This window comes from Pedobacter kyonggii (assembly GCF_004310665.1).
Lineage (GTDB): Bacteria > Bacteroidota > Bacteroidia > Sphingobacteriales > Sphingobacteriaceae > Pedobacter > Pedobacter kyonggii.
The window spans coordinates 26,390-44,318 of the sequence record NZ_SIXF01000011.1 but is presented as its reverse complement, the minus strand read 5'-3'; the positions used below and the strand labels follow the sequence as shown (position 1 = coordinate 44,318).

The 17,929-nt window shown below is 41.1% G+C and carries 12 protein-coding genes; 5 read left to right on the top strand and 7 right to left on the bottom strand.

The features are described from left to right. Window positions 1-4: 4 nt before the first annotated feature. Entirely contained in the window at window positions 5-2,758 is a 2,754-nt protein-coding gene (locus tag EYS08_RS12915) for a glycoside hydrolase family 2 protein (protein WP_131030435.1), read from the bottom strand. A gap of 199 nt (window positions 2,759-2,957) precedes the next feature. Here EYS08_RS12915 and EYS08_RS12910 point away from each other — a divergent pair, with 199 nt between their 5' ends. From EYS08_RS12910 to EYS08_RS12900, 3 genes are all read left to right on the top strand, one after another. Further along, entirely contained in the window at window positions 2,958-3,221 is a 264-nt protein-coding gene (locus EYS08_RS12910) for a hypothetical protein (protein WP_131030434.1), read from the top strand. 8 nt (window positions 3,222-3,229) lie between these two features. Then, complete coding sequence (locus EYS08_RS12905; protein WP_131030433.1) at window positions 3,230-3,421, top strand: KOW motif-containing protein; 192 nt, start codon at window positions 3,230-3,232, stop codon at window positions 3,419-3,421. A gap of 123 nt (window positions 3,422-3,544) precedes the next feature. Then, window positions 3,545-6,253 (top strand): TonB-dependent receptor, encoded by a 2,709-nt coding sequence (locus tag EYS08_RS12900; protein ID WP_131030432.1) that lies wholly within the window; start codon window positions 3,545-3,547, stop codon window positions 6,251-6,253. A gap of 138 nt (window positions 6,254-6,391) precedes the next feature. On the opposite strand, the gene EYS08_RS12895 is transcribed toward EYS08_RS12900, so the two are convergent. Further along, a complete protein-coding gene (locus tag EYS08_RS12895) occupies window positions 6,392-7,516 on the bottom strand; it encodes an AI-2E family transporter (RefSeq protein ID WP_131030431.1) in 1,125 nt (374 codons plus the stop codon). Window positions 7,517-7,827: 311 nt separating this feature from the next. Here EYS08_RS12895 and mnmE point away from each other — a divergent pair, with 311 nt between their 5' ends. Both mnmE and EYS08_RS12885 read left to right on the top strand, forming a co-directional pair. Beyond that, a complete protein-coding gene (gene mnmE, locus EYS08_RS12890; RefSeq protein WP_131030430.1) occupies window positions 7,828-9,186 on the top strand; it encodes a tRNA uridine-5-carboxymethylaminomethyl(34) synthesis GTPase MnmE in 1,359 nt (452 codons plus the stop codon). 743 nt (window positions 9,187-9,929) lie between these two features. Then, window positions 9,930-10,073, top strand: coding sequence for a MerR family transcriptional regulator (locus tag EYS08_RS12885; RefSeq protein ID WP_131030429.1), 144 nt, complete (start codon window positions 9,930-9,932; stop codon window positions 10,071-10,073). 1,019 nt (window positions 10,074-11,092) lie between these two features. Here EYS08_RS12885 and EYS08_RS12880 read toward each other — a convergent pair. The 5 genes from EYS08_RS12880 to EYS08_RS12860 are packed head-to-tail and all read right to left on the bottom strand — an operon-like array spanning window position 11,093 to window position 17,924. Beyond that, entirely contained in the window at window positions 11,093-11,950 is an 858-nt protein-coding gene (locus EYS08_RS12880) for an ROK family protein (protein ID WP_131030428.1), read from the bottom strand. Between the two features lie 9 nt (window positions 11,951-11,959). After that, window positions 11,960-13,132, bottom strand: a complete 1,173-nt coding sequence (locus tag EYS08_RS12875) for a glycoside hydrolase family 76 protein (RefSeq protein ID WP_131030427.1) — start codon at window positions 13,130-13,132, stop codon at window positions 11,960-11,962. Window positions 13,133-13,168: 36 nt separating this feature from the next. Next, a complete protein-coding gene (locus EYS08_RS12870) occupies window positions 13,169-15,523 on the bottom strand; it encodes a GH92 family glycosyl hydrolase (protein WP_131030426.1) in 2,355 nt (784 codons plus the stop codon). Between the two features lie 15 nt (window positions 15,524-15,538). After that, entirely contained in the window at window positions 15,539-16,747 is a 1,209-nt protein-coding gene (locus EYS08_RS12865; RefSeq protein ID WP_131030425.1) for a glycoside hydrolase family 76 protein, read from the bottom strand. Between the two features lie 49 nt (window positions 16,748-16,796). Further along, window positions 16,797-17,924: a SusE domain-containing protein gene (locus tag EYS08_RS12860; RefSeq protein ID WP_131030424.1), complete on the bottom strand. Its 1,128-nt coding sequence runs from the start codon at window positions 17,922-17,924 to the stop codon at window positions 16,797-16,799. Between the last annotated feature and the right edge of the window lie 5 nt (window positions 17,925-17,929).

Genomic DNA, 17,929 nt, shown 5'->3' with positions numbered 1-17,929 from the left:
ACGCTCACTTTCCAAAATCAAATAATAACGTCCCCTTAAAAGTTTTCCCGTCTGTTTTGTTTTTCTGGCTTTGAGGTCCCAATAATAAAGCCGACTGAAACTTGGTGCCAATGGCACTTATCCCTTTTAAGAAACCGATACTCCCTTCTGGGAAAGCGGGCTCTACATTGTTGTTGCTCAATGCCGCAGCTTCACGGGCAGGCCTGAACATTTGCAGATAAGTATCCTGATCGGGTATATAAACCGTATATGGGGCCTCCTTATTTTCTACAGTTACCCAGTTCACTTCGGCATGATAACCTTTAAATTCAGGGTATCCCCAGGTTTCGCCAGTGATCGAATTATTATAATCCTTATGCCAAACCCCAAACTGCTGTCCTTTTAACCTGTTTTTCCAAACCCGGTACGGGCCACGGCCAAGGTATTTCATTCCGGTAATTTTATCCTCGGGATAATTGAAGGTAATCCCCATAAAATCAGCATCGCCCTGTTGGTTAAATTGATATTCGAGTTTTACCAGCTTTCCGGTTTCAAATGTCCACTTCGCATGCAAATTACCAGCACCTTGATAATCAGATTCAACTATATATTTTGCTCCTTCTGTTTTATGGCTGAAATTTTTCAATTCGGTATTTACACCAGCCAACACCGGACCTTTTGACAAAGAAATAACGGTATTCCCTTTAACAACTTTCTCCAGATAACCCGTTGCCTTTTCAAAATAGTAGCTAATACCATCCTGTTTAATCAGGAGCGACTGGTAAGTTTCTTCGGCTTTTACTACTGAATTGGACAGTGTAGTTTCTTGCTTCTCTACAATCAAACGGGCAGTTTTTATCGGCCAGCTCCAGGTAAATATTTCCTTCTTATCAGCCCCATATGCGGTTAAATATAAGGCATCACTTTGTGTCCACGATTTTGGCAAAGCCAGATCGAGCGTACCTTTTGCGCCAGGTTTAAGCTTAGAAACCGTTGCACCACTGGCATTTACAATAGCTTTTGTTCCTGTAACGTTAGCCGAAGGGAAACTAAGCAATTTCCATTTAAAAGTGCATTGATCAAGATTGGTAAAATTGAAACGGTTCTCGACCGCGATTTTACCATTAAAATCATTCTCAATTTTTGCCAGATCGACAAAAACCGGAGACCATATCTCCTTTATGGTATAAAAACTGGCTTCCTTTTCGCGATGTGGTCCAATAATTCCATCGGGCGCATGGTTTCCATCACCATCATAAATGCCGTTTTTATCTGTACGGATTACGTTTTCATCCACCAAAGCCCAAATAAAACCACCGGCACCATGCGGGTGAAGCAGCATTTGATTCCAGAAATCATTTAAAGCCGCACCAGCACCACCATCATAAAGTGCATGCATAAATTCAGTTGGAAAGAAAACCTCCTGTCCTGAATTAGCGGCCTTAACCATATAATTATAATCTGGGTAATGTTTAGTATCGGTTCCGTTAAACTTCTCCCATGGGTGAATTACGGTACGTTTCTGGGGATCGTATAAGGCATAATCATTGTCGAGATCGGTATTAAAACCTCCCTCGTTGCCGTTGGCCCAAAAAATAATAGATGGATGGTTTACATCCCTGATTACAAGTTCTTTTACGAGTCTGTGCCCAACTGTGTTATCGTATTTTGCCTGCCAGCCCGTTAATTCATTAATCACATACAGTCCTAACGAGTCGCAGATATCCAAAAACTCCGCGTCGGGGGGATAATGCGACATGCGAACGGCGTTCATATTCATTTCTTTCATTAACCTCACATCCATCAAGTGTACCTCGCGACTTAATGTGCGTCCGCTTTCCGGCCAAAAGCTGTGGCGGTTAACACCTTTTAAAATCATTTTCGCACCATTAACGTAAAAACCGTCGCCATTACGCAGTTCAAGCGTACGGAAACCGAACTTTTGTTTTACCTGATGAATAATTTTCTGTTTATTTTTAATCCGCACCACCACCTGATATAAATTGGGGAATTCGCTGCTCCACAATAGAGGTTTTGAGAAAGTAGCTTTCAGGGTCTGCATACCATTCTCTAAATTCGCTTTTATAGCAAATGCTTTGCCTACATTTTCACCATTTATTTTTTTTACCTGGGCTTCAAGAATATCATCAGCAGCTAAATTTTGGCCATAAACATCAAGCTGAAAAGTACCATCGGCCTTCGCATTAACGGCAACCCTTTCTATAAATTTGTTTGGTACAGTTTCCAGGTAAACCGGTCTGAAGATGCCGCCAAAAATCCAGAAATCGCTCGTTCTTTCGGCTTTATTAATGGAGGCATTCGCCGAAACTTTATCAACTGTAACTTCCAGTAAATTCTTCTCTCCGGGTTTTAATAGTGTGGTAATATCATATTTAAAACGATAAAACCCGCCCTGGTGCAGATCTCCGGCAAGCTTTCCGTTAATACTAACCTTAGTATCGGTCATAGCGCCTTCAAAAACCAGGAATACTTTTTTGTCTGTGATTTTACCCACCAGAAACTCATAACGATAAATGCCCTGTTCGCTGGCTTTAACTTTATCATGCCCATAGTTATAAGTTCCAAAGCCCTGTAATTCCCAGTTAGAGGGCACCGGTATTTTGGTCCATATGCCGCTTTTACGACCGGCAGTACAATAAAAATCCCATTGTTTGGTATGGTCTTTATCTGTTCCGGAAAGATAGGTTTTAGTAGTTTCCTGCGAAAAGCCCGCGAAAGAAATCAATAGCAATAATACAGGTATTAATCTTTTGATCATGATATATTTAACATTAGAAAATAGGTTCGATTTTAATTAAAAATAAAGGTTTTTAATTTATTAAGCCGAACGTCTACAAGATAATGGAATTTGTACTTAAATGAGACTGGATAACCAGCATTTTACATCTTTTATCCCTCAGGGTTTTAAAAACATTAAAAATTTAATAATTTTACTAATAAGCCTAACCGATCCCACTATGAAAAACAACAAACTATCCGAACTTAGCCTAACCGAATTAAACAAACAGAAAAAACAATTGAGCGGCCTGTTAATTGGAAGTGCTGTTGTGATGTTGTTTCTGTTTGGTGCACTTTTATATCTGATTGTTAAAAAACAAAACTTTGTGCTCCTTGCCGTTATTCCAGGCTGTATGCTCGCTTGGTTACCCGTTGCAATTAAATTAAGTCAATTAAATACTGAAATAAAATTACGGGGTTCAGAAACAAACTCAGGCCTGTAAAAATTAAAATGGAAACAACAAATTTAAAAGATGGCGACTACTGCGTTGTGATTAAAGGAACGCATATCGGTAAGTCTGGCAAGGTAAGCGATATAAATACCAGTAAAACGGGCCACATAACCATTACTGTAGAACAAGATAATACTGTAAGGTTTAAAACCCTTGGTAGGAATGTTGTATTGAAAGCGCATACAAAATAAAATACCTGATGAATGGTAGCTCAATCTTAAATACCATCTTCTGCCAGCTTACGTCTGCCATTTGGCCTGATACCCAAGTGAAAGGAATCAAAAAGAACCTCATTAATAGCCAAAATTAGTAACATGTTGATTACGCTGAACAGTGTTAACACGCTGCTCCGTACTTTTATGCCACACACAAATAAATTCATGAGGGCTTTTACTAAATCGATTTTTCTACCCCTGCTCTTTGCAGGTATTTTCACAAACAGTAATGCGCAAAATTATACTGTAAAGGGTATAGTGTTAGATACTGCAGGCTTACCACTGCCCGGTGCGGTGGTCAGGATTAAATTCGGCACCGACAGTGTAGGCACCTCTGCCAATCCTGATGGTACATTTGCATTAGATAAAATTAAAGCTAAACAGTTTATTTTATCTGCCGCCTTTATTGGCTACGACACCTTTATTAAACAGTATCAGATCGAAAAGGGCAATATTTTAAACATCACCGACATCAGGCTGAAACCATCATCGAACACACTAGAGGGCGTAGTGATTTCGGGTGTTCCCCCTGTTAAAGTAACCGAAGATACCGTGAGTTTTAGCGCCAGGGCGTTTCCGGTTAGAGATGGAGATGCCGTTGATGAAGTATTGAAAAAACTACCTGGTATTAAGGTAGATAAGGATGGGAATGTAACCAGTCAGGGTTCGCCTGTAACCAAAATACGTGTTAACGGTAAAGATTTCTTCGGAACAGATGTAGCCACAGCCATTAAAAATCTTCCAGCCGACATTATAAAAAACCTTCAGTTTATCGACGATTATGGCGATCAGGCCAAACTTACAGGTATTAAAACGGGTGAACCAGAAAAGGTACTTAACCTGACTATTGAAGAAGATAAAAAGAAAGGCTATTTTGCCAGGGCCTCTGCCGGTGTGGGTAACTCCGATCGCTACAATACCAATATTCGGGGAAATAGCATGAAGGGTGAACAACAGGTTTCATTCGATGGCACTTCGGCCAATGCCAATATGCGTGGCGGTGGCGGTAATGGTATTACCACAAGAAATGCTGCCGGACTTAACTATAAAAATGAGTTTAACAGCAAGCTCTCTGCAGATGCCGGATATAATTTTAACAATAATAAAAACAACACCATTAGCTCTACCTATACTCAAAGTGTTTTACAAGATGCAGGGCAAAATCCGTTGAGCAGACTCGAAGATGCCCGAAACAACAGTAAGAGCGACAACTATAGCCATTGGTTTGGTGGCAATTTGGAGTATAAAATAGACACCATGAATTACCTTAAAATTTCTCCAAACTTTTCTTACAATACCAATAGTGGCCATAATACTGGTAACTCACTTATCACTCAGGATACGCTGTTCACCAGAAGAGAAAGCAACAATTTCAGTAATTCGAATAATTTAAATGCCCGTACCAATATATTTTACAACCATAAATTTTCGAAGAAAGGCCGAAATCTTAGCTCCTGGGGTAACATCAATTATACCAATGGCGAAAACTTTGGCAATGTGTACAACAAATACATCAACATTCATGCTAACGTAGCCGATTCGGTGTTACAAAATCAGCTGAACAACCAGAATAACCGAAATTTAGGCCTTAATGTAGGAGCATCGTACATGGAACCACTTTGGAAAAAAACCTTTTTAGAAGTAAACTACAGCTGGAACCGATCATCAACAAATAATTCGAGAGATGCTTATGATGTGGCTGATGGTAATCAGGTATTTAACCCTAACCTCAGCAATATTTATGATTACCAGTTCATTACCAATAAAGTGGGGCTGAATTATCGGTATATCGGCGAAAAACTGAACTATACACTGGGCATCAACGCACAGCCAGCCTTACTTCAGGGGCAGAATTTAAGTAATAGTATTGAAACCGTTAACCGTACTTTTAACCTCATCCCTTCCGGTCGGTTTTCGTATAAATTTTCTAACCAACAATCGTTTGACGTGAATTATTGGGGAAGGAATAACCAACCTGGATTTTTACAATTGCAGCCTATATCCGACAATTCGAACCTGCAAAACGTTGTTACCGGAAACCCAAATCTGAAGCCCGAATTTATCCACAGTATCAATGCCCATTACAAACAAGCCGATTGGAGCGCAGGAAAAGTGATCATGGCCAATTTTAAATACGAACGCACTAACGATAGGATTGTAACCACTAAACAGCGCGTACCTGGTACAGTTAATCAGCTTACCAGTTATATTAACACAGACGGATACTACACTTTACAAGGCGATTACGACATTAGTAAACCACTTTCGGCAGAGCGGAAGTTTACCATTGGCTATTCTGGTTCGGGACAGTTGAACAACAACATTACTTTTACCGATGATAGCAGAATAGAAGCGCGTAATATGGCCTGGCGCCAGGAACTCGAATTTAGGGTAGACCTGAAAGATATTGTCAACTTTGAAGTAGAAACCGCTTATTCCCAAAATCTGACCAAGTATTCGAATGAGACGTTTACCGACCGCCAATCTAACCGGTTTGAGTGTGGTATAGAAGGCCGTAATTATTTCTTTAAAGACCTTACCCTGGGCTACGATTTCACCAAACAGATTAACTCAGGTTTTGATAATGGTGCGGTGCGTAATCCAACATTGCTTCGTTTATCAATGGAATATAAATTTATGAAGAATGATATGGCCGCTATCCGCGTAGAAGGATTCGATCTTTTTGACCAGAACTCGGGGATATCAAGAGATGTATTTGATAACGTAATTGTAGATAAGCAAGTTAACCGTTTAGGAAGATATTTTATGTTATCATTAATTTATAGGGTACGTAAATTTGGAGGCTGAGATTAGCTTACATTTTTTCACGACGAAGAGAGATTAAATATCATCTGCGTTTATCTTCTTAAATCTGCGGGAAACCTATGCACCAACCGCCTCCCGCAGATTATACTGATTACCGCAGAACAAACTACATTTTGCATCCTATCCCTTTTCTATTCCAGTTTTAGTAGCCACTGGTTTTTTCTTCCTAAAGTTGGGAAAAGTCATCGGGCTTTTGGCCGGGCGTTCGTCTCCTAACAGCACACCCCATTGTTTAAACGATTCTGTACGATCGAAGACAATTTTGAGTACGGCCACAATAGGTAACGCGAGGAACATCCCCGAAACACCTGCTATACTACCACCGATAAATACCCCGAGGATGGCAAATAAGGCATTGATTTTTACCTTAGAGCCTACAATGCGCGGCATCAGTATGTTGTTATCTAAAAATTGAACAAATGCAATTACGCCCAACACGGTAATTACCGGCCACAATTCCTGTGAAGAAGTAAGCGTTAACAGTACACCTATCAAATTACCAATTAAGGCACCCACGTAAGGGATCAGGTTTAATATAGCGAAAATTACCCCGATTAATAAGGCGTGTTTTATACCGATTAACATCAATATCCCACCCAACAAAATGGTCATATAGGTTATCTGAATCAACAGTCCGATTAAGTAGCTTTTAATGATCGATTCGGTTTCATAAATCGCTTCTTTCACTTTTGGATGATCGTCGGTTTTAAACCACATGAAGATAAAGCGCAATAAAATGTCTTTATAAAAAAGCATCAGGTAAATATAAATAGGCAATAAGCCGATAAATACAAAAATACCACTTAATGTAACAGCGGCACCTCCTGCAAGCGAGGTTCCCATGTTCATCAGATCGTCGCTTTTAGTCTGAATAAAGGCTTTTTGTTCCTTATCGTTGTAATGGGTAATGCGACTGATCCAATCGCTTAATGAATTAATATGCTGTGTTACGTTCGCTTTTATCTGCGGAAAATCTTTAACCAAAATTCCAATCTGGTTCGAAAAAAACCAAATGATCAAAGCTACAAACAGCGCTACCAATAAAATGGGTAGAATGATGGCCAACGTTTCGGGTATCTTTTTTCTTTTTAAAAATCGATACACCGGTAGCAACATAATGCTGATAAAAAAGGCCATCAACATGGGCATGATAATGTCTCTTCCGATTACCATAACGGCTACGATGGCCATCAGACCTAATAATTCTATAGATCGTTTAACGGTTAGGGGTAAATTGTTCGTCATAAAAAGCTTAATCTGATTTGAGGTTTATAACACAATTATTATCTAAATGTTTTAAGTTACGAAAGTTAGCTGGGAGTTGCCTAGCATTGATCAATCAATTTAAACAATTAACCGATTAAGCAGTTTTGAGTTGGGAACTTGGCGTTGGGAGTCAATTACCGATTTCTCCTAAATATGTCACTCTGAGCGGAGTCGAAGAACTGGTAGTTAGTTTCGCGTCAGTTAACCGATTAAGCAAAGCTTAAAAAAATTACTTCCCTTACACCATATACCCATAGATTAGCCTTATTTTTGCAGCTTTAATACCGCACATGAACAATCAAGATACCATTATTGCTTTATCTACCCCTTCAGGTTCTGGCGCCATTGGCGTTATCCGTTTATCTGGTCCGGAAGCCATTTCCCTTACCAATACCGTTTTTGCAGGAAAAGATTTAGAAAAGCAGGCCTCGCATACTTTACATTTTGGCCTGGTTAAAGATGGCGATCATATTGTTGATGAAGTGGTGGCCGGTTTATTTGTTGCACCAAAATCGTATACCAAAGAAAATGTGGTAGAAATTTCCTGTCATGGCTCTAACTACATTATCCAACAGATTATTAACCTGTTAATTAGCAAAGGTGCCCGCGCTGCCAAACCGGGCGAATTTACCTTACGTGCCTTTTTAAATGGTGCTTTCGATCTAAGTCAGGCAGAAGCAGTAGCCGATTTAATTGCCTCCAATTCGAAGGCTTCGCATGATGTGGCCATGCAACAGATGCGCGGCGGCTTTGCCAATGAATTAAAAGGATTACGCGAACAATTGATCCATTTCGCTTCGATGATCGAACTCGAACTCGATTTTGCTGAAGAGGATGTAGAGTTTGCCAACCGTGAGCAGCTAAAAAACCTGGTAAACAAGATCAATTACGTTCTGCAACGTTTAATCTCTTCTTTTGAAATGGGAAATGTGATTAAAAATGGGGTTCCCATAGTTATTGCAGGAAAACCTAATGTGGGTAAATCTACCCTATTAAATGCCCTACTGAACGAAGAACGCGCCATAGTTTCTGATATTGCCGGAACCACACGCGATACCATTGAAGATGAACTTACCATAGGCGGCATTGTTTTCCGTTTTATCGATACAGCCGGAATCCGCGATACTGCTGATATTATCGAAGCTTTAGGCGTAGAACGTACCTTAGAGAAAATGAAACAGGCCAAACTGATTATTTACATGGCCGATGCCGCTCAAAGTATTTCAGAAATTGAAGAGCAGATTCGGGGTTTAGCGCAATTGGCTATCCCCTATTTAATTTTAGTCAATAAAGCTGACCTTCTTGCTGATGCGCAGCGTAAGGCTTTCGAAGCTTTAGATGTTGTTTTTATTTCCGCTAAAGAGAAACAGGGTATCGATGAATTAAAAACCACTTTATTAGAACAGGTGAACTTGCACCATATCAATACCAGCGAGACTCTGGTCACTAATATCCGCCATGTAGAAGCTTTAAAGCAGACAGAACATGCGCTGCAAAGGGTTTTGGCCAATGTAGACAATCCTGTTACCTCTGATTTCCTGGCAATGGACATTAAACAGGCACTGCATTATCTTGGTGAAATTACAGGTACAGTTACTACCGATGATTTATTGGAGAATATATTTACTAAGTTTTGCATCGGCAAATAATCCCCCAAAACAACCACTAATTCCGACAACTTACGACAACCAAACAACTGATTGTTAATAAGTTATATTAATATTTCTCCGCCAATTTCTTGGAGGTTTACCACTATTTTTCGCATTTTTGTTGCTCATTTGTTGCTCGAGCGACTGAAATTTTTCCCAAAAAAATCATGGGTGAAATGATGTCGCTTATCGACACTTAACGACACTAAAAAACATTAAACAGCGCTAATAAGCCACTATTTGAGGGAAAATTACCACTGATGTTCTAGGATCTAAAAGTCCTGTCGACCTGCAGCAGATGTAACAAAAAAGGATGAAATGAGTAGCAATATAACAGTTCAGCAAATCTGCGAACACTGCGGCAAAACATTCTTGGCAAAAACTACGGTCACCAAATACTGCAGCCTGAATTGTAACAGGCGGCACTACAAACAAAAGATCCGTAATGCGAAGATTTCTGCCAGCAATGAACAAATGAACAGACGCTTAGTATCCGTACAAAAGCGATCAATGACCAGTCCGCAGAGTTCCTTACGGTGAAACAGGCTGCGCACCTGCTTCATTGCAGTGAATGGATTATTTATTAGCAGATCAAGAATGGCAGGATTAAAGCAATTGAGCTCAGCGAACGGAAAACACTGATCAAAAGAAAGCATCTGGATAAGGCACTTAAACAGGTCGCGTTTCGGCCTGTTCAGCCTGCTGAAAGAACGAAAAACCCTGCGCTGGTCTACTGCATGAGCATGGCTGATGCCCAACAACATTTTGGTATATCAGAAAAAGCACTTTATGACCTGATCAAACGGAACGATCTTGAAGTATTCCGTAGCGGAAAGTTCAGTTATGTACTCCGATCAGCATTGAACCAAATATTTTATAAAAGTTAATGAGTTATGGGAAGCGTTACACTCAGAAGGAAAAACCTTATTACCGGGAGGCAAAGCCTTTATTTGGACTATTATCCCCCGTTTTTAATAGTAAGACCGGAAAAGCCCAGCGTTCTGTTACGCTGAAATTATACCTGTTCACAAAACCCGAGAATGAACTGCAGCGCGCGTTCATAACAAAGAAACACTGCTCACCGCTCAGACCGTCTGTGCGCAACGCCAGATTGAAATACAGAACAGGCGCTTCGGGATCATTTCGGAACAGGATCGAAATGCAAGCTTTACCGAGATTTTTAGGCAGGTATCCAAAAACCCCCGGAAATCAATGAATGATCACTGGGAAATGGGTATTTAGTAAATCGCCGCTGATAAAATATTAATCGAGTATTTTATCAAAACATCCAAATTATACCACAGGTGAGTTTTTGCATCAACACAAACAACTATCATTCAAAATACTAACTCACAACTAATTAAACAATAAGGTTCGACACCCTTTCGATCCAAAATCTTATGAATCATATACAGTTATTATTAATGGCCAACCGTTCACAATAAGGCCACCAACATACCGGCGCGTGGTTAAGGCCAGCAGGTGTATGGACGGATAGCCCGAAGTAAGCCTCAGCACGGTATTTGAGCAAGTGCTGAAATACCGTGCTGATGAAAAGCTCAATAGCTAGAAGAAAATGGAGGCCCAGGAATTGTCGAGTTTACCCTGATCAATAAACCAACTCCATTTTCGCCTCTATCGGGGGTGAACGTTGTTGCAGGTTACATGTTTGATAGTACAGTCCGGTACTGATCTTTCCCTTGACCATTTTTAAAGTCTTTTTCAATTTGTGAATAAATACAGCCGCATCTTCATATAACCACAAGTATGAGCAGCTTCTCCTCTGAGCGCTATCAGCCCACCAGCAATGAAATGAGTTTATGATTATCAGTAAGATAATATAAAGCTTAGCATTGTTGCATCAAATTATTTGATTTTTGATTATTCCTATATTTCAAAGTCCATTTCATACCGAACACGCGGCCCCAATCAACGCAGCCGTTTCCCCCTTCGCAGAAATATAAATGGGAACGGGAATAGCCATTGTTTGGATATAATATTTTAACTGCGGCAAAAACAGCGTTGAGGCATTGGATATATTCCCGCCAAATACTATACAATCAAACTTTTGTTTTTTATAAAGCTGTGTCAGGAAGGCGCCCATATTCATACTAAACTCATCGAATACCTGAAGTAATGGGCCACCAATAACAATATCATCGATGAGTTCTTTAACATTGTTAACCACCAGTCCTGTGTAGTCGTTATATTTTGACACAAACCACCTGGAAGAAAAAAAATCTTCACATATCCCTCCCATCAAGGGATGACACCAATAATCGGCGTCCATAGCAACCCCGTCCCTGCCAAAAGCAGATCCAAACCCTGTTCCCAAAGTAAAGCCAACAACAAGCTTATAAGCTGCAGCCGGTCCATGACTAATCTCTCCCTGAAGAAAACACCCTGCATCGTTTTTAAAGTGAAGTTCGTTTACTTTATACTTCAACTCCGATAACATCAGCTTGCGTACATCCATACCATAGAGTGCATCATATTTACCCATTCCTTTCATGTAGGATATACCATTTTGATAATCAAATGGTCCGGGCATAGCAATTGCTATCTTTCCAGCGTTGGCAGCAGACTGAAGACTTCTATCCATCACGATGCACCAGTTCCTGATAATATGCTCAGCATCAGCAAATGAGTCGATTTTCTCGCGATTGACAGAACCTTTCAAAATCGTGCCATCGCCAACATCCACTAAGGCGGAAGTAATGTGTGAGCCACCGATATCAACACCAAGAACAATATTATCAATCATATAAATTTATTAGTTTTTAATATCCAACAGGCCTATCCTGGCATAGAGTTCAGCAATACAAGCTTCATCCAGCAACCATTTTGGTTTCCTTTTAGAAGCCTCATCAGTCGCCCACTTTGCAGTTAAAAAGCCATATCGGTCAGACGATTTTGCCCAGGCTTCATCTAAACTTGAAGCAATCGCCTTAATATATGCCGGGTTGTTATCCAGCCTATATAATGCCTCATAGCCACGAAAAAGAATTGTGACGAACCAGGGAAGATCGATTTTAAACGTTCGTGTACCATTTTTTCCTTCGGAAAAAAAAGAATAAGCATTTTTAGCAACGAGCTGTGCTTCCTTAAGGTAGTCCGGATTTTTTGTAAACTCATACAACAAAACAGCAGACTCCAGCATTGAACCGGTATTGTAAGTATAATAGGTTTCGTTGGGCTTGCCATCCATCTTAACATCATTGTAATAAATGCCATCGGGATTCCGTAACCTCGACTGCATCCATTGATAAAAACGTTTTGCCCAATTCAAATAAACCGGATCACTCGTAGCCTGATATAATTTCAGTGCGGCCAGCGTAGCCATCCCGTTGCTACAGGCAGGCTTTTGATCTTTGTGACCTTCCAACCAGTAAACTCCACCACCCAATTTTTCGTCCCAGCCGCTTATGATAAATTTAAAAACCTCTTTTGCTTTATTTACATAAAGGGAATCTTTTGTATTTAAATAGGCTTCGGAATAATCGATACAAACCAGTGCGTTGTCGTCATAATAACGGTCGGATTTTTCCAACATCGCAGGGTATGCCTGGTAACCTGCCGGCACACGTGTAGTGTCCCTATAAGCCCAAACCCCGATAGCTAAGGTGTCCAGGTATTTCTTATATTTTTTCTCTAGGTGAGGATACCTGACCAATATATTTGCTGCAGAGAACATACCCGAAAATGGCCACAAGAAACTAACCTCTTTTTCCTTAACGTTCGAACCTTGAAAGTAATCCAGATCCACCTTTTCACCCCTGGGAAAGTGTTCGCTGAAAAGACCTGGATATTTTTTCAGCCGGTAATTTTTCCATACTTTTTCAAAAAACCTATCAGCTCTTTGTGTATAAAAGCTACCTGACTGAAAATGCTGGGCGAAGCTTCCCCGTGACAACACCAGCATGGTGATGATCAATAAGTATTTCATATCTTGTTGAAATCAGTTTAACAAAAACCTGTCAATTTACTGGGCAGAAGGCGGCTGGACATTTATGCCCCAGATTTTATTGGGTTTGTTGCCCATAATCAAGCGTAGTGTACCACCTTTCATAAGCTCATCCCTATACAGCCAGGCATTGTTAAGCACCTTTCCGTTCCAGGTAGCAGACTGTACATATACATTTTGCTTGCTATTATTTTCTGCGTGGATAATCAGTCGTTTCCCATTTCCCAGCGTTATTTCAGACCTATCGAACACAGGGCTTCCAATCTGGATGGTTGGCCTGGCATCAGTCAATCCTTTCACATCAAACAGCCCCATTGAAGCCATTACATACCAGGAACCCAGTTGACCCTGATCTTCATCCTGGCCATAGCCATACCCATGGATACTTTCAGTGCCATAGAATTCATCGCAGATTGCCCTTGTCCATTTTTGGGTTAACCATGGCGCCCCGGAGTAATTGAACAGCCAACTAATATGCAGGTTGGGTTGATTGCCATGATTATAAAGTGATTGGATACCCGCAAAAGCATCAATGGTTTTGCCACCACCAAAAGCATTTTTCTGCGAGGTTTCGAAGATATTGTTCAAACGCTCATTAAAAGTTTTTACTCCAATCTGTTTAATCAGACCTTGAGGATTTTGCGGTACATAAAAGGTATACTGCGTAGCATTTCCTTCCTGGAAACCACGCCAGGCTTCCAGTGGATTAAATTTATCAATGAATTTCCCATCTGCATTTTTAGGTCTTACCAGCTTCAGCTCCGGGTCAAAGATCATTCGCCAACCATTCGATAAGCGAAGAAGTTTATTATAATCTTCGTTTTTACCAAGCTTTTTAGCCAGCTGTGCAGCCGCAAAAGCGCTGTAACTATACTCCAAAGTATGCGACCCTGAAAAATGCGATCCTGTAGAATCGGTTTTATCAGCGTCTAAAAATGGCACATAACCTTTAGCTACAAAACTGCGGGTATCCATTTTTCCCGATCCTACCAGGCGGTTTTGATCATTCAGTTCGTTGCCTAATACCGCTTTGTAGGCGAGGTTTAAATCATAATCCCTGATATCAGCCTGGTAAGCTCCGGCAATGGCCAGTCCAACAAAGTTTGTTCCCACACCAGAAACGAAGTTACTGTTTGCAATCCCATCACCAAACCAACCCCTTTCTTTATAAATTTCAAGCTGGGTATGCACAAAATCACTATAATGCGAAGGATAAGATAATGCCCATAACTGGGTAATGTTCCAGAACCCGCCCCAAATGGCGTCTGTATTCATAAAATTGTAACTGAACCTGCCTTCAGCATCTTTAGGCAGTTGCCCGATACTACCGTCATGTCGTGGAAATTCACCATTAACATCACTTGCTATTCCTCTACCAAGCAAAGCGTGGTAAAGTCCGGTATAGAATTTTGTTTTGTCAGACCCGTTTTTGCCAAATACGCTTAGCTTTCCCAGTTCCGCATTCCACTGGGCCTGAGCAGCGGCTTTTGCCCCGGCAAAGGTTAAATGTTCTGCTTCCGTTTTGAGATTAAGTTTGGCATTGGCAACGGAAGTATAAGAAAGCCCTACTTTAATTTCGATACTTTCATTTGCAGTGGTTTTATAATTTAAAAACAATCCAGCTCCTATTCCTTTTGAAGACCTTTTACCTGCAGTGGCAACTTCCTTATTTAATGCGCCAACTTCAGCAGGTTTTTCACTAAGTTCTCCGTAGAAATACATCGCAACACGACCGCCTTCATCATATGTTTTCACATATTTAGGATAAGTAATTACAAAGCCCTGAAAATGGGTGGCATCAATCATTTCTACTGATGCATCGGTTATCGGACCACTTTCGCCCTGAACATTGCCAATGGATAAAATGATTCTGGAACTACTGCTTTGAGGAAAGGTATAACGGTGAAATCCAACCCGTTTGGTGGCAGTAAGTTCTGCTTTGATTTTAAAATCATCCAATATCACCGAATAGTATCCGGGCTGCGCCACTTCATTCTTACGGTCAAATGCCGAGCGGTATCCGCTTCCGGGTTTGTCCAGTTCGCCGGGAACAGTTTTCAACATTCCACCGGTCGGCATAAAACTGACGCCCCCTACCTGCCATTCGTGAAAATGGACAAATCCTTCTATAGAGTTGTGCCGGGTATCGTATCCTACGGCTTCCCACCCCTGTAGGTTACCATAACTACCATTTGTTGAGGGGGCAAGCTTCGCCATGCCGTAAGGAACTGCTGCAGGGGTATAAAAAAACCATCTGCTATGTGCAGTTCCGATATTCGGGTTCACATATTTCAATAAATCCTGCGCAAATGAAGTGAGTGCTGTGACGAGCAAAAAAATAACTAGAGATACTGATTTATAGCCTAATTTCATAATTAAAGATTCTGATTATTGGTATTTTGACAACATCGCCTGAATTCTCTGCATCCAGGCCTGGTCTACCGTTTCCATCTCTGTAGAACGGTTTTGTCCGTCAAAGCCGGCGAAAAAATAGTAGCCCAGGTTAGTAGAATTTCGGTTTGCAATATTCAACCGGTTAATGTTTTCCCTGGCGTACATCAGCCAGTCGGGATTTTTATCAACCTCGTAAAGCCGGATCATTGCCTGAGAGCCCCATGCGCACCATGCCGGGTTGATTCTCGCCTCGGCAGTATTGAAAACATAACCCTTATAAATTGCGTTCCATAAGGTAGTGTTCATCGCTCTACCCAGGTTTTGTGCTTTAGTCAGATAAGAAGGATCGTTCATAATCTTGCTATATAAGATAAAAGCCTCTATCATGATGGCATTATCGTAAGTAAATTTCTGTGTACGTTTAGTACCTTCACCCGGCCCGTCTATCTTCCAGATATATAACCCGGTGTTTGGATCGAACATCTTTGCGGTAAGCCAGGTATCCACCTGCCTGGCCCAATCCCTGTAAATGGATTCGCCGGTCAAACTGTACAACTTCAGGAACAATTGTAAGGTAAGTCCATTGGTCTGGGTAGGTTTTTCCGGTTTGAGCGTATTCCAGTAAAATCCGCCGCCGTACACATTGTCCCAAAGGCCGCTGTTAATCAGCCAATCTCCACAAGCCTTGGCCTTGGCAAGGTAAGCCTGTTTATCTGCACCGGTGGTGATGTCATAAGCTTCCAGGTAAACCATCCCACTCAAGGCATTGTCGTCTACATACTTATCGCCTCCTGCTCCTGTTCCATCAAGGTTTACCGATGCAAAATAGCCGCCTCTCAAATCCTTTTTATCCCACATGTTATCCATGAATTTAAAGGTATTATTCATATAAACCAGGTAGCTCGTTTCTCCTGCAGCCACCATTGCGGCATCAGCATAGATCTGGCTCACATTATACCACTCATAGCAATTATTTGATTTCGAAGTGGTATTCGCCCTATAGCCGTAACTTGCTGTCAGCAGGTTATTGACCGTAAAGGCATGTGTATCCTTTGCCTGCTGAAGATAATTTACCGGAGATCCGGGAACCACCGGCGGGTCTACCGGTGGAGGTGTTACAGGTACCGGATCTGCTCCTTTTTTGCATGAGACGGCGGCGAAGAGTGCAATAATCAGCAGTGTATTTTTAAATATTTTTTTCATGGCATATCTTTTATTCACCGGTATTTCCCGAAAAACAGGGCACTGATGATTATTGGACAACAATATTATGGGTGTATGGATCGGTAGCACTTAAACTAACAGTTGCCTTTATGCTTTTATTATCGGCAAATGGATTGAATTTATAGGTATTGTTCCACTGATCAGCGCTCACCGGATTCAGGTAAAAATAAGACGCAGGCTGCCCGACAGGGCTTACATTGTTCTCATTGCTGCTACCCATATATTTGATACCGGACGAGGTATGAAGCGCAAATTTATAACGTTCATCCCTACCCCACGAAAACTGATAAAATACAACAGGAATAATGCCCGACTGCCAGGTACCCCCTGAAGTGTAACTTAGCTGGCCAATTTCATTACCATAAGCAGACATATAAAGACCTACGCTTTGAACTTCGCTAAACTCAATCACACTGGCTACGTTGAAATCGTATTTGATATAATAAGGCTTTGCACTACCGCTTACCGTGATGCTGGATGTTCCCTCTTTTATTGAAGCGCCTTCTGTAAAAAAATTTCTTCCTGTCTGGGCCGTTTTATCGGTAAGGAAGTAGGTTCCAGCTTTTAAAGAAGTGTAAAGTTCGAATACCCCCTCTTCAAGTTTTTTGAATTTCACCGCCTTGGATAGCTCATCGCCCCCTTCACTGGCAGATCCGGTTAAATACAGGTCTGTTGGCACTTCAGCAAATCCCGCGGGCCGCTCAAGCTGAATCGTCCTGATTTCCTGACCAACTTTCCTGTTGCTCGCTTTCGAAGCAATAACCGTCCAGTTCACCTTACCGGTAGAAGAGGAGTTAATGCCACATAATGCCGCTATCCTGGTCAAATTTTTGTGGGATATGGTAACTTGAGGTTGTACACCACCACCATCAGACACCACTTTAAATACCGGAGCCGAGAAATTGCCACCCTCTTTATCGAAGGCCACTTCATAAAGAATCAGTCCGCCGTCTTCAGGCGTTGCTGATGTCCACTTAAATTGTTGCGAAGCCGCAGCATTGGAAGGCGTCAGTTTTATTGCAGCCTGATTTACAGGCAAAGTTAAAGCGCCGATAGGACTAATGTTTTCATTTAAATCCTTTTCATTCTTTTTGCAGGAAACTACTGCAAAGCATGCAAGCAGCGTTAAGGCGAATATTATTTTTAGATTTTTCATGTCTT

Coding starts and splice junctions, on each gene's coding strand:
- EYS08_RS12915 (WP_131030435.1), bottom strand. CDS start 2,758: ATGATCAAAAGATTAATACCTGTATTATTGCTATTGATTTCTTTCGCG.
- EYS08_RS12910 (WP_131030434.1), top strand. CDS start 2,958: ATGAAAAACAACAAACTATCCGAACTTAGCCTAACCGAATTAAACAAA.
- EYS08_RS12905 (WP_131030433.1), top strand. CDS start 3,230: ATGGAAACAACAAATTTAAAAGATGGCGACTACTGCGTTGTGATTAAA.
- EYS08_RS12900 (WP_131030432.1), top strand. CDS start 3,545: ATGTTGATTACGCTGAACAGTGTTAACACGCTGCTCCGTACTTTTATG.
- EYS08_RS12895 (WP_131030431.1), bottom strand. CDS start 7,516: ATGACGAACAATTTACCCCTAACCGTTAAACGATCTATAGAATTATTA.
- mnmE (WP_131030430.1), top strand. CDS start 7,828: ATGAACAATCAAGATACCATTATTGCTTTATCTACCCCTTCAGGTTCT.
- EYS08_RS12885 (WP_131030429.1), top strand. CDS start 9,930: ATGGCTGATGCCCAACAACATTTTGGTATATCAGAAAAAGCACTTTAT.
- EYS08_RS12880 (WP_131030428.1), bottom strand. CDS start 11,950: ATGATTGATAATATTGTTCTTGGTGTTGATATCGGTGGCTCACACATT.
- EYS08_RS12875 (WP_131030427.1), bottom strand. CDS start 13,132: ATGAAATACTTATTGATCATCACCATGCTGGTGTTGTCACGGGGAAGC.
- EYS08_RS12870 (WP_131030426.1), bottom strand. CDS start 15,523: ATGAAATTAGGCTATAAATCAGTATCTCTAGTTATTTTTTTGCTCGTC.
- EYS08_RS12865 (WP_131030425.1), bottom strand. CDS start 16,747: ATGAAAAAAATATTTAAAAATACACTGCTGATTATTGCACTCTTCGCC.
- EYS08_RS12860 (WP_131030424.1), bottom strand. CDS start 17,924: ATGAAAAATCTAAAAATAATATTCGCCTTAACGCTGCTTGCATGCTTT.